General features: G+C 71.8%; 12 protein-coding genes. 6 read left to right on the top strand and 6 right to left on the bottom strand.

The window, feature by feature from the left end; genetic code table 11:
- Both alr and CQ045_RS09935 read right to left on the bottom strand, forming a co-directional pair.
- Positions 1 to 905, bottom strand: a 905-nt coding sequence (alr, locus tag CQ045_RS09940; protein WP_105723175.1) for an alanine racemase, incomplete at its 3' end; no start/stop codon positions are given.
- Positions 902 to 1,567, bottom strand: coding sequence for a M15 family metallopeptidase (locus CQ045_RS09935; RefSeq protein ID WP_105723173.1), 666 nt, complete (start codon positions 1,565 to 1,567; stop codon positions 902 to 904). The genes alr and CQ045_RS09935, both read right to left, overlap by 4 nt.
- An 87-nt stretch (positions 1,568 to 1,654) precedes the next feature.
- Here CQ045_RS09935 and CQ045_RS09930 point away from each other — a divergent pair, with 87 nt between their 5' ends.
- Together CQ045_RS09930 and CQ045_RS09925 are read left to right on the top strand one after the other, a co-directional pair.
- Positions 1,655 to 2,326 carry a response regulator transcription factor gene (locus CQ045_RS09930; RefSeq protein ID WP_105723171.1) on the top strand — a complete coding sequence of 224 codons (672 nt, stop codon included), beginning with the start codon at positions 1,655 to 1,657 and terminating at the stop codon, positions 2,324 to 2,326.
- Positions 2,327 to 2,336: 10 nt separating this feature from the next.
- Entirely contained in the window at positions 2,337 to 3,404 is a 1,068-nt protein-coding gene (locus CQ045_RS09925) for a HAMP domain-containing sensor histidine kinase (protein ID WP_105723169.1), read from the top strand.
- A gap of 31 nt (positions 3,405 to 3,435) precedes the next feature.
- Here the strand turns inward: CQ045_RS09925 and CQ045_RS09920 are convergent, their stop codons facing one another.
- Complete coding sequence (locus CQ045_RS09920; RefSeq protein WP_105723167.1) at positions 3,436 to 4,092, bottom strand: FMN-dependent NADH-azoreductase; 657 nt, start codon at positions 4,090 to 4,092, stop codon at positions 3,436 to 3,438.
- A gap of 77 nt (positions 4,093 to 4,169) precedes the next feature.
- Between CQ045_RS09920 and CQ045_RS09915 the strand changes: the two genes are divergently transcribed.
- The 3 genes from CQ045_RS09915 (at position 4,170) to CQ045_RS09905 (ending at position 6,751) form a co-directional block, all read left to right on the top strand.
- Entirely contained in the window at positions 4,170 to 4,508 is a 339-nt protein-coding gene (locus tag CQ045_RS09915) for a helix-turn-helix domain-containing protein (protein ID WP_105723165.1), read from the top strand.
- A 141-nt stretch (positions 4,509 to 4,649) separates the two neighbouring features.
- The gene (locus tag CQ045_RS09910; RefSeq protein WP_105723163.1) at positions 4,650 to 5,213 is read left to right on the top strand and encodes a hypothetical protein; all 564 of its coding nucleotides are present in this window, start codon (positions 4,650 to 4,652) and stop codon (positions 5,211 to 5,213) included.
- Positions 5,210 to 6,751 (top strand): polysaccharide deacetylase family protein, encoded by a 1,542-nt coding sequence (locus CQ045_RS09905; RefSeq protein ID WP_105723161.1) that lies wholly within the window; start codon positions 5,210 to 5,212, stop codon positions 6,749 to 6,751. Before CQ045_RS09910 ends, CQ045_RS09905 begins: the two co-directional genes overlap by 4 nt.
- Positions 6,752 to 6,758: 7 nt before the next feature.
- On the opposite strand, the gene CQ045_RS09900 is transcribed toward CQ045_RS09905, so the two are convergent.
- Positions 6,759 to 8,279 carry an SDR family NAD(P)-dependent oxidoreductase gene (locus tag CQ045_RS09900; RefSeq protein ID WP_105723159.1) on the bottom strand — a complete coding sequence of 507 codons (1,521 nt, stop codon included), beginning with the start codon at positions 8,277 to 8,279 and terminating at the stop codon, positions 6,759 to 6,761.
- Positions 8,280 to 8,380: 101 nt separating this feature from the next.
- Between CQ045_RS09900 and CQ045_RS09895 the strand changes: the two genes are divergently transcribed.
- Entirely contained in the window at positions 8,381 to 8,824 is a 444-nt protein-coding gene (locus CQ045_RS09895) for a hypothetical protein (protein WP_105723156.1), read from the top strand.
- A 54-nt stretch (positions 8,825 to 8,878) separates the two neighbouring features.
- On the opposite strand, the gene CQ045_RS09890 is transcribed toward CQ045_RS09895, so the two are convergent.
- Both CQ045_RS09890 and CQ045_RS09885 read right to left on the bottom strand, forming a co-directional pair.
- Entirely contained in the window at positions 8,879 to 10,087 is a 1,209-nt protein-coding gene (locus tag CQ045_RS09890; RefSeq protein ID WP_105723154.1) for a hypothetical protein, read from the bottom strand.
- Between the two features lie 76 nt (positions 10,088 to 10,163).
- On the bottom strand, positions 10,164 to 11,381 hold the full coding sequence (locus CQ045_RS09885) for an ABC transporter (protein WP_105723152.1): 1,218 nt from the start codon (positions 11,379 to 11,381) through the stop codon (positions 10,164 to 10,166).
- Between the last annotated feature and the right edge of the window lie 43 nt (positions 11,382 to 11,424).

Genomic DNA, 11,424 nt, shown 5'->3' with positions numbered 1-11,424 from the left:
CCCGCTCCCGCCCCCGGTGCGAGCTCGCGCGGGATGCCGTCGGCGTACCCGACACCGAGCACGCTCAGGTGCGTCTCCCGGTCGGTCACGGCCCCTCCTCCGTAACCGACCGGGGTCCCTCCCGGAACGCGCGCGCTGTGCACGACCGGTGCCGTCCAGCGCGCGGCCCCGACCAGCCCGGTCGTCTCCGACGGGTCGATGCCGACGAGTCCCGCGCCGATCCGCACCATCCCGAAGTGCGTCGCCGGGTCGGTGAGGGCACCGGAGGTCGCCGCGAGGTGCACGATCACCGGACCGAAGCCCGCCCTCAGCACGGCGTCGCGCCCCTGCCGCATGCGCAGCACCGCCGCCGCGTTCGCCTCCGGATCGGCCTCGTCGGCCCGCGGCAGGTGGCCCATCACGCCCACGACCTCGACCCTGCCCCGGCCGGTGCGAGCGACCCGGAGCAGCTCCGACCACTCGTCGAGCGGAGCGCCGCCACGCGCCATGCCGGTGTCGAGGTGCAGGTGCACGCGCACCGGGTCCCGGGCATCCGCGATCAGCTGGCGCAGCTCTTCGACCGACCCGACCGCGACGTCGATCCGGTGCTCGGCCGCGACCGCCGCATCGACCCCCGAGGGGTTCAGCCAGGACAGGATCGGCACCCGGAGGCCGGCATCGCGGAGCGCGACGGCCTCGGTGATGTCGGTCACCCCGAGCCACTCCGCCCCGGCATCGACCGCGGCCCTCGCGACCGTGACGGCCCCGTGTCCGTAGCCGTCGGCCTTCACCACGGCCATGAGGGGTGCGGAAGTCGCCGTCCGCACCCGGCGCACGTTCTCGGCGACGGCATCCGGCAGAGTGCACAGCGTCGGTGCGTGCAGGCGGGAGAGGGTCGGGCGCCCGCACGCGAGCAGAGTGGTCATCGCTTCGTCCTCGGGTCCTGAGTCGGATCGGCGAGCAACTCGGGGCAGCCGTCATCGACGGCCTCCGGACGCAGCTCGTAGTGCCACGACTCGTTGGCGTAGATCTGGCAGAGCCCGTAGCGCCAGCCGCGCTGCACGAGCCAGTCGAGCGCGGGCAGCGGGCCCAGGTCGACGGCATCCCCCGTCACGTGCTCCGAGGTCTCCGGGGTCGCCACCCAGCGCCGCGCCTCGTCTTCCGAGCCGTACGCGACGATCGCGTCCTGCAGCATCCGCTCCTGCAGCGCGGGCGAGCGCCATCCGCTGTTCACCCGGAACGTGACCCCGTCGGCCTCGGCGTCGGATGCGGCGCGCTGTAGCGCCGCCAGGAGCGCCGGCTCGAGGTTTCCGACCGCGACCCGGTCCACGTCGAACACGCTGGGCTGGTCGCCGTCGCGGATCACTCCGTCGGTCTCGCTCGGAGCGATGACCGGACCACTGATGCCCTCGGCGGGCGTTTCGTCGGTCGAGGGCGCGGGCAGCCCGCGCGGCACGTCGGCGAAGGCCGCCGATAGCGACTGCTGCACGGCGAAGGCGACGATCACGGCCAGGGCGAGTCCGATGGACACGACGGCGAGCCGGCGTCGACGCGTTCTCGGCGGGTGGGGGATGATGCGGGGGTTCATGTCCCCAGTGAAGAAGGGCGCGCGTTGCCGGGGCGTATGCGCTTTTCCATACGCTCGCGATAGGCACCGGTGCGTAGGATCACAGCCATGCGTGTACTGATCGTCGAGGACGAGCCCTACCTCGCCGAGGCGGTGCGCGATGGGTTGCGCCTGGAAGCGATCGCGGCCGATGTCGCGGGCGACGGCGACACCGCGCTCGAGCTGCTGAGCATCAACTCCTACGACATCGCCGTGCTCGACCGCGACGTGCCGGGCCCGTCCGGCGACGACATCGCCCGATGGATCGTGGCCTCCGGCAGCGGCATCCCGATCCTGATGCTCACCGCCGCCGACCGCCTCGACGACAAGGCGAGCGGATTCGAGATCGGGGCCGACGACTACCTGACCAAGCCGTTCGAGCTGCGCGAGCTGGTACTGCGCCTGCGCGCCCTCGACCGCCGCCGTCAGCGCAGCAGGCCGCCGGTGCTGGAGATGGCCGGCCTTCGCCTCGATCCGTTCCGGCGCGAGGTGTACCGCGACGACCGCTACGTCGCGCTCACCCGAAAGCAGTTCGCCGTGCTGGAGGTGCTGGTCGACGCGGAGGGCGGGGTGGTCAGCGCCGAGGAACTGCTGGAGCGGGCCTGGGACGAGAACGCCGACCCGTTCACGAACGCCGTGCGCATCACGGTGTCCTCGCTGCGCAAGCGCCTGGGCGAGCCGTGGCTGATCCTCACGGTGCCGGGTGTCGGCTACCGGATCGGGACGGATGCCGATGCCTAGGCGCCGCGGGATGAGTGCCCGCCTCAAGCTCACGCTGAGCTATGCGGCGGTCGTGGTGGTGTCGGGCGGGTTGCTGCTCGCCGCCGTCGTGTTCTTCCTGCTGCGCTACGTGCCCGACACGGTCGACGTCTTTCCCAACCGCGGCGACCTCAGCCGGGCTTTCGTGCCGGTGGCCTCGACCATCATGATCGTGCTGCTCGTCTTCGGACTCGGCGCGGGGTGGCTGCTCGCGGGACGCATGCTCGCCCCGCTCGAGCGCATCGGCGACGTCGCCCGGCTGGCCGCGCAGGGGTCGCTGTCGCATCGCGTCGCGCTGAGCGGCCCCCGCGACGAGTTCCGCGACCTGGCCGACATCTTCGACTCGATGCTCGAGCAGCTCGAGGCGCACGTCGCCGAGCAGCAGCGGTTCGCCGCGAACGCCTCGCACGAGCTGCGCACCCCGCTCGCGATCTCGCAGACCCTGCTCGAGGTCGCCGCGGCCGACCCCGATCGCGATGTGGATGCCCTGATCGAGCGCCTGCGGGCAGTCAACGCGCGCGCCATCGAGCTCACCGAGGCACTGCTGCTGCTGAGCCGCGCCGACCGCAAGACCTTCCCGCGCGAGATCGTCGACCTCTCGCTGGTCGCCGAAGAGGCGGTGGAGGCGCTGCTGCCGCTCGCCGACCGTCGAGGGGTGGCCGTCGAGGTGGGCGGCGTCCCCTCGCCGGTGCTCGGTTCGCCGGCGCTGCTCCAGCAGCTGGTGGCCAACCTCGTGCTGAACGCGATCGTGCACAACCTGCCGACCGGAGGGGGCGTGGCCGTGCGCACGCACTCCCTGCCGCAGGCGGTCGCGCTGGTGGTCGAGAACACCGGAGCGGTGCTGCCGGCGCATCGGGTGGCGACCCTCGTCGAGCCCTTCCAGCGCGGCGCCGAGCGCACCCGCGGCGAGGATCATGCCGGGGTGGGTCTCGGGCTCGCCATCGTCGACCGGATCACCCAGGCACACGGCGGCACTCTCGTGCTCACACCGCGCCAGGACGGCGGTCTGATCGTGACGGTGTGGCTGCCGCACCCGTACCCGGCGGCCCTCCCCGGCTGACCCACCCCCGCGTTTCGAGTCGCCGGGTGCCTCAGGCCACGCGAGGTTCCCGCGTCGCAGCGAGCTCGCGGCCGAAGGTGCGCGCGTCGGCCTCGGCACTCTCCTTGAGCTCGCGCGCGGTGTCGGCGAAGGCGTCGAGGGCGGGGTTGACGCCGACGAGGGTGAACGGACGCTGCACGACGCGCAGGTCGAGGCCCCAGACGTCTTCGAGCACGCGGCGCAGCCAGCCGGTCGAGTGGTCCCAGCCCTCCTTGGGCGAGCCCTCCGCGTAGTTGCCGCCGAGAACCGTGACGAGCGTCGCCGGCTTGCCGTTCAGCGCGGTGCCCGTCGGGTCGATGCGCGCGTCGGTGTACGCCAGGTCGAACCAGGTCTTGAAGTGCTGCGAGACGCCGTAGTTGTACAGCGGCACCGCGAACAGCAGGGCGTCGGCGCCGATGAGCTCGTCGGCGAACGAGGTCGCGAGCGCACGGGCCTCGACCTGCGCCGGCGTGCGCTGGGCCTCGTCGACGAACCCGCCGGTGACGGCATCCGCCCAGGCGGTCGCGGGGACCGGGTCGCTCGCCAGGTCGCGCCGCGTGACCGTCGAGTCGGGGTGGGATGCGGTCCACTCGGCCTCGACGAGGTCGGCGAGCGCACGGCTGGCGGACGACGTGGGAAGGATGCTGGCATCCAGGCGGAACAGGGACATGGGCCTACCTCTCGTTTTCGTAGTCACTAGGTTTTTCTTAGCAACACTGGTTAACGTAGCACGGGTAGGATGAGGGCATGTCCGAGGTCGACGAAGAGCGTCACGTGTGCGACGCCGCCGTCACACTGGCCTTCAGTGTGCTCGGCAAGCGGTGGAACGGCATGATCGTGTCGTCTCTCGGCGGCGGCCCCTCGACCTTCGTCGCCCTGCGCCGCGCCGTCGCCGGCATCAGCGACACCGTGCTCTCCGACCGACTGGCGGAGCTCGCCGATGCCGGGCTCGTCGCCCGCACGGTCGACGCCGGCCCTCCGATCACCGTGTCGTACGCTCTCACGGCGAGCGGGAGGGGCCTGCTGCCGATCCTCGATCAACTCGGAGAATGGGCGTCCGCGAACCTGGAGCACCGCACCGGCTGACCCGGCGGCATCATCCTCCTGTCCGAGACTCCCCGTGTCCTCGGGGTGCTCCCCGCGCGCCGGAGTAGGCTCCCCGTAGGTCGGGGGGCCTGTATCTGCGGGACGGATCGGCACCCTTCTCGCAGAAAGGCACCGCACGACATGACCGGCCCTCTCCCGGCCGACGCGGCGACACCCCCGCGGCCGCGCCCGCGGCGGCGACGCGTGCTCCCGATCGTCGTGATCACCGTGCTGGTCTCGCTCGGACTGCTCGCGGCGCTGGCCATCCCGGTCATCGTGCGCGGGCTCACGGCGACGACCTCTCCCCACGAGCGCACCATCGTGCTGACGAGCGAGACGGCGACTGCCACGATCGTCCTGCCCGGCGGATGGTCGTGGCTCACGCCCTTCGGCGACGAATCCCGAGGAGTGGCCGGCAGCCCCGACCGCGCGATGACCGTCGAGTTCGCACTCCTCTCCGGAACGGATGCTCCGGCGGCCCTCGAGCAGGTCGCCCCCGGTCCGCTCGGCCCGGCGAGCGAGGAGATCCTGTCCGATCGGCCGGCGGGGATCGAGCAGATCCTGCACGCCCGGGTGCTCGACCAGGAGATCGTCGTCGGTGCCGTGACCGAGGCACCGGTGACCCTCACGTTCGTCTCCGATCCCTCGCCTGCCTATGACGCCGAGCTCGCAGACCTCCTGGCCACGATCGAGGTCCGGCGATGAGTGCGCCCCGATCGTCACGACCTGCACGTCTGCTCGCGGCGGCCCTCGGTGGCATCCTCCTCCTCTCGGCCTGCGCGCCCGAGCCGGTCGCCGGGTGGGAGCCGCGCGAGTGGACCGTCGCCGGCACGATCACGGAGGCTGCCGCGCCCCCGGACCCGGGGCAGGCACCGACCACGGATCTGCGGCTGCGGAACGACGAGGTCGGGATCGACGCCCGCTGGGCCGCGCTGCCCGGGGCACCCGCGTTCAACGCCGCGGTCGAGACCGTCGTGCGCGATGCCGTCCGGGCGCAGACCCAGATCAGCGGCCGGGCCTATCGTCCGATGGTGCACCCGAGCGGCGCCGGCCTCGGCGAGCGCGGCTGCTCCTCCGACACGACGGCCGCGTCGGCATCCGAGATCCTGGGCAACCGGGAGGGGACCGTCGTCGTGTGCGAGATCGTCCTGGCTCGCGGATCCCTCTTCGGCGAACGGGTGCGCGTGGTCTCGACCTCGGGCAGCGCGGACCCCTCCGACACCTCGACGGTCATCTACACCGACGTCTCGACGGGCGAGGTCGTCGCCGAGGCGGATCTGTTCACCGACGCGGGTGCGCTGTGGCCCGCGTACATCGACACGCTCCGTCGTGGGGCCGGCAGTCTCAGCCTGTCACCCGTCGCCGCCCCCACCGACGCGCAGCTCTCGGTCTTCCGCGACGCCCTGCTCCGCAGTCATCTGATCGACGGAGAGGTCGTGATCCCGGTGCCCGACGCGCTCACGGCACGCGAGCTCGACGGACTCGCCGGGTGGCGGGAGCGCTCGCGCGAGCATCCTCCGTCCGTCGCGCTGAGCGCGTCCCTGGCGAGCCGCGCGCTCACGCCGTTCGCGCAGGCCTTCCTCCGCGCGGAGGGGGACTTCGCCGGCCGACCGTCGGCGGGTGCCGGTTTCGAGCAGATGCCGTGCGATCTGGTTCCGTGCATGGCGCTGACTCTCGACGACGGCCCCTCGACGCTGACTCCGCAGTTCCTCGACGTGCTGCGCGACGAGCAGTCGGCAGCGACCTTCTTCATGCTCGGCCAGAATGCACAGAACTTCCCCGACACCGTCCGCCGGGTCGCGGCCGAAGGCCACCAGATCGGCAATCACACCTGGAATCACCCCTACCTGACCGAGCTGACGAAGGAGCAGATCGAGGATCAGCTCGGGCGCACCGCCAGGCTGCTGCGCGACCTGTCCGGCCAACCGGTCGGCACCTTCCGACCACCGGGCGGCTTCATCGACGCCGACGTCGTGGCGATCGCGGGGCAGCCCGCGATCCTGTGGAGCGTCGACACGCGCGACTGGGAGAAGCCCGCCGACGACGATCTCGCGCGCTATGCGATCGACGCCCCGGAGGTGTCGACCATCATGCTCATGCACGACATCCAGGCCGGATCCGCGCGCGTGTTCGACCGGGTCGTGAGCGGTCTGCGCGACCGCGGATTCTCACTCGTCACGCTCGACGCCCTGTTCGGCGGCAGCGTGCCGAGCGGCATCGTCCGGCACGGCCCGCTCCCCTGACCGGGCGTCACCAGGGGCTGGGTTCGTAGTCCTTCAGGAAGACGCCGTGGATGTCTTCGCCGGCCTCGCCGCGCACGATCGGGTCGTAGACGCGGGCGGCTCCGTCGACGAGGTCGAGCGGGGCGTGGAAGCCCTCCTCGGCCAGGCGCACCTTCGTGTAGTGCGGGCGCTCGTCGGTGATCCAGCCGGTGTCGACGGCGGTCATCAGGATGCCGTCCTTCTCGAGCATCTCGCCGGCGCTGGTGCGGGTGAGCATGTTGAGCGCGGCCTTGGCCATGTTCGTGTGCGGATGCCCGGGCCCCTTGTACCGGCGGGAGAACTGCCCCTCCATGGCGGACACGTTCACCACGTACTTGCGGTGGGAATCGGATGCCGCCATCGACGCACGCAACCGGCTGATCAGCAGGAACGGCGCGGTCGTGTTGGCGAGCTGCACCTCGAGCATCTCGAGCGGATCGACCTGCTCGATCGACTGCACCCAGCTGTTCACGCGGTTCACGTCGGGCACGAGGCCGCCGGCATCGATCGCGGTGCCGTCGGCGTGCTTCTCCAGCGACGAGGAGCCGGGCGCCATCGCGAGCCGCGCGAGGTCTTCGGCCGTGAGGGCCTGGCCGCCCTGCTCTGCGACCGTGCCGCCGAGGGCGGCGACCGACAGCAGCGGATGCGCGTCGACGGAGGCCTGCAGTGCTCGCGGGTGCGGGTCGGCCGTGTGCCCGAACGTCTCCATCTCGGGCAGCGGACCGTCGGGCAGCGGCTGCAGCTCGGCATCCGCCAGCAGCGAGTATGCGCCGGGCGAGCGCCGCACGGTCTGGGCGGCGTTGTTGATCAGGATGTCGAGCGGTCCTTGGGCTGCGACCGAGTCGGCGAGCCCGATCACCTGGGCGGGGTCGCGCAGGTCGATGCCGACCACGCGCAGGCGGTGCAGCCAGTCGGCCGAGTCAGGGAGGGCGGAGAACCGGCGCACGGCGTCGCGGGGGAACCGGGTCGTGATGGTCGTGTGCGCGCCGTCGCGGAGCAGCCGCAGCGCGATGTGCATGCCGATCTTGGCGCGGCCGCCGGTGAGCAGCGCGCGCTTGCCGGTGAGGTCGGTGCGGGCATTGCGCTTGCCGTGGCTGAAGCGGGCGCAGTCCGGGCAGAGCTGGTGGTAGAAGGCGTCGACCTGCGTGTACGGCTGCTTGCAGATGTAGCAGTTGCGGGGCTTGAGCAGCTCGCCGGCGATCGGGGCGTCCACCACGCTGGTGGCGAGGTCGTTGCCGCGGGTCTCGTCGTCGATGCGGTCGGGAGCCCCGGTCGCGGTGCGCGCGACGACGGCCTTGTCGGCCTCGGCGATCGCATCGCGTATCTCCTTGCGGCGCACGCGCTTGACGGCCTTGAACATCGCCGCGGTCGCATGGCGGACGGCGATGAAGTCCGGATGCTCGTTGTCGATCTCGTGCAATTCGGAGAGCACGCGCAGCGCCGTGGCGAGATCGTCGGGGTCGATGCCCGGTCCGAGGTCGGGTGCGGCGTCGGAAGGAGCGTCGGTCATTGTGCCGATTTTACGCGAGACACCTGGGCATGCGCCCGGGATCCCGTCCCCCACCCGGCTCGCGCGTGCGCGGCAGACGCCCGAGGGCGCAGACTGTCCCCATGACGACTCCCGACCCGCACCTGCTCGGCCCCGGGCTGCTGCCCACCCCGTTCACCGCCGCCGAGATCCGCGACGCCACCGGAACCGGGAAGATCATCCGGCTGCTGTTGGAGGGTCCGGACGGCCCGCTCGGCGAGCACGTCAACCGCTTCCGGGACACGGACGACGAGGGGGCGACGCTCGATCGCTGGGCGGCCGCGGATCCGAAGGCGGTCGTGTCGAACCGGGTGACCTGGGCCGAGCTGCAGGGCCACGCCGCGTTCGATGCCGAGACGACCAGCGTGTCGACCGTGAAGCTGTCGACTCCTCTCGGCGAGCTGACGTGCCGGAGGTACGACACCGACGACGGCGTCTTCTGGTTCTCGATCGACCACCCGGGGATGCCGGTGCAGTACGAGTCCGACGGGTTGCGCACGACCGTGCTGAGCATCGAACAGGACTGACCTCGGCACGACGAAGGGCGGGCCCGCGCGTGCGGACCCGCCCTTCGCGTGCACTCAGTGCCCGGCGGCGCCGACCACCACGAACTCGTTCGGCGCGACGTCGAGCGTCGCTTCGGCCGATACCTCGCCCGTGTGCAGATCGATCGCGAGGATGCGATCCTTCGCCGGCTCCGTCACATACGCGATGTCGCCGACCACACGCAGACCCGGATGCGGCTGCTGCCACTCGGTCGGGCTCTCCCAGGGATCGATGACGTCCCACGACTCCTGCAGCGCGCCGGTGTCGTCGAGCACGTTCAGCGTGCCGTCCGCCCCCAGCACGATGATGTCGTCATGGCCGCTGCGACCGACGCCGCGCCACGTGTACTCCACGCCGTCCGGCAGATCCACGACCGACAGCTTCTGCGTCCCGGTGTCGATCAGCGCCAGCTGCGACAGGAAGTAGCCCTCGGCATCCGGATCGGTCTTGTAGTCGCCGACCGCGATCGCGCTGGTGTCGGTGACGTACGCGTTCCCGGTCCGGCCGAACTCGTCCGGGGCGTCGAGCTTCGTGAAGACGCCGTCGTCGAACAGCAGTACGCCGTCCTCGCAGCCGAACATGACGACCTCTCCCTTCAGTGCTCCCTCGCCGTGCACGCTCGGGCACTGCTCGTTGCGGGCGAGCTCCGTGCCGTCGACGTCGAGGTGCCGGACGCCGCTGCGCGCCTCGGACGTGCCGATGGTCGACAGCACCGTGCCGTCGGAGAGCTCGATGGCGACACCGTGATGCGCCGCCTCCGAGGTGATCGTGTCGATCTCGGGCAGGGTTCCGGTGCCGACGGCATCCGTGTCGAAGACCTGCACGTCGCCGGTGCCGTCGTCGAACAGCGCCGTGCGCCCGGCGTGCGGAGTGGCGTGTCCGGCGGCGACCGCCTCGAACACCTCGCCGGTGAACTCGACACTGCCGGAGGCCAGGCCGCTGTCGAGCACGTGGAAGCCGTCTTCGGCGGTGACGAAGACGTGCCCGTCGTGGTCGCCGGCGTCGTTGACGCGCAGGAACCCGCCGAGCTCGGCCTGCCCGACGGTCTCCAGGGTCTCGCCGTCGAGCACGAGCACTCCGCCGTCGTAGGTCACGGCGACGCGGGTGTCGCCCTCATGGTGGTCGTCCGGTGCGGCATCGTCGGTCTTCTCGGAGGCGGGCGCGGTGGTCGCGCATCCGGCGAGCGCCACGGCGGCGATCACGCCGAGGGCGCCGATCGCGAGGCGGCTGCGGGGTCGGGACATGGGTTCGTCTCTCTTTCTGGATGTTCTTCGGGGTGGGTGCGCGGGATGCGCGACGACGACGTCGGTCGTCGGGGATTCAGCCGACCTGCTGCAGGAACAAGGGGTCCAGGTCGGCGAAGGTTCGGGTGACACGGGCATCGCCGTGGTCGATCTCGTGCACGGATCCGGTCGCCGGGTCGGTGACGTAGGCGTGCTCCGCATCGGCGATCAGCTGCACGCGCTCGCGCAGCACCGGGTCCGCGAGCGATGCCGCCAGCAGCGGCTCCGTACGGACGAGCACCGTGCCGTCCGGGGCGAGCACCCGCACGCGGCCGTCGGCGTCGACCGCGACCGTGCGGCTGTCGTCGTCGCCGAGGGCGACCGCTCGCAGCAGTGGCACATCGGAGGGCAGCAGCGTCCACTGCCGCTGCCGCACGTCGAGCAGCCAGGCTCCCCGGTCTCCCGCGATGCCGGCGAGGTCGGGGCGATCGGGGCGTCCGGAGAGTGCTGTCGCCGGGGCTGCTCCCGCGGGGTACGGGATGGTCTCTGCCGCGACGCTGCCGCCCACCTCGCGGGTGAACAGCACCGCGCCGTCCGCGCAGGCGAACACGGCGCCGACGCGGGTGACGTCGGCGTCGGATGCGCCGGCGCACGGGGCTCCCCCGCCGGGAACGGGGTCGCCGGCCGGATCGGACACCTCGATCGTCTCGTCGGCGGTCGGCACGAGCAGAAGCCCGGCGAACGGCATCACCGGGCCGGCGGCGGCGACCGTCACGCGAGGAGCATCCGGCAGTCCCGCGGCGAGGTCGTCGTGGACGAGGACGACGACCTCTCCTCCCTCGAAGGCAAGAGCGGTCTGCTGTCCTCCCCCGGTGACGCGCGCGCCGCCCTCTCCCTCGAGCACCCCGAGCAGTCGCGGCTCGCCGAGGAAGGAGTGGGTGTGGTCGCCGTGCGGGACGGTCCACCGGGCGGTGTCGATCACCTCGACGGAGGGGAGGCCCGCCTCATCGAGCGCGCGATAGACGAGGCGCCCGTCGCCGAAGACGCCATCGACGTCATCTCGACCCCGGGCGAGTTCCGACCGCTTCTCGGTGTCGAGGTCGAGCAGCGTGAGGCCGCCGCGTCGGTCGGCGATCACCAGGGCACCGGCCGGAGCGGCCACCTCGGCGGCGCCGCCTCCGTCGATGCCGTGCGCGTCGGGAGCGGCGGATGCCGTCGGGGCGGGCGCGGCCACGGGCGCGCAGGCGGTGACGCCGAGCAGGAGCGCGAGCGCGGCGGCGGCAGGAGCGGTGCGATGGGGAGGAAGGAGGGTCATGACTCTGCCACCCTATTGAGAACGATTCTCGTTATCAAGTTGA

Origin of the sequence: Microbacterium sp. MYb66 (genome assembly GCF_002979435.1) — a bacterium.
Classification (GTDB): Bacteria; Actinomycetota; Actinomycetes; order Actinomycetales; family Microbacteriaceae; genus Microbacterium.
Note: the sequence above shows the minus strand (reverse complement) of the source record. Positions and strands in the feature narration are given on the sequence as shown.

What these genes read in the sequence shown, in the direction of transcription:
- CQ045_RS09935 (WP_105723173.1), bottom strand. Translation starts at nt 1,567, where the DNA reads ATGAACCCCCGCATCATCCCCCACCCGCCGAGAACGCGTCGACGCCGG.
- CQ045_RS09930 (WP_105723171.1), top strand. Translation starts at nt 1,655, where the DNA reads ATGCGTGTACTGATCGTCGAGGACGAGCCCTACCTCGCCGAGGCGGTG.
- CQ045_RS09925 (WP_105723169.1), top strand. Translation starts at nt 2,337, where the DNA reads ATGAGTGCCCGCCTCAAGCTCACGCTGAGCTATGCGGCGGTCGTGGTG.
- CQ045_RS09920 (WP_105723167.1), bottom strand. Translation starts at nt 4,092, where the DNA reads ATGTCCCTGTTCCGCCTGGATGCCAGCATCCTTCCCACGTCGTCCGCC.
- CQ045_RS09915 (WP_105723165.1), top strand. Translation starts at nt 4,170, where the DNA reads ATGTCCGAGGTCGACGAAGAGCGTCACGTGTGCGACGCCGCCGTCACA.
- CQ045_RS09910 (WP_105723163.1), top strand. Translation starts at nt 4,650, where the DNA reads ATGACCGGCCCTCTCCCGGCCGACGCGGCGACACCCCCGCGGCCGCGC.
- CQ045_RS09905 (WP_105723161.1), top strand. Translation starts at nt 5,210, where the DNA reads ATGAGTGCGCCCCGATCGTCACGACCTGCACGTCTGCTCGCGGCGGCC.
- CQ045_RS09900 (WP_105723159.1), bottom strand. Translation starts at nt 8,279, where the DNA reads ATGACCGACGCTCCTTCCGACGCCGCACCCGACCTCGGACCGGGCATC.
- CQ045_RS09895 (WP_105723156.1), top strand. Translation starts at nt 8,381, where the DNA reads ATGACGACTCCCGACCCGCACCTGCTCGGCCCCGGGCTGCTGCCCACC.
- CQ045_RS09890 (WP_105723154.1), bottom strand. Translation starts at nt 10,087, where the DNA reads ATGTCCCGACCCCGCAGCCGCCTCGCGATCGGCGCCCTCGGCGTGATC.
- CQ045_RS09885 (WP_105723152.1), bottom strand. Translation starts at nt 11,381, where the DNA reads ATGACCCTCCTTCCTCCCCATCGCACCGCTCCTGCCGCCGCCGCGCTC.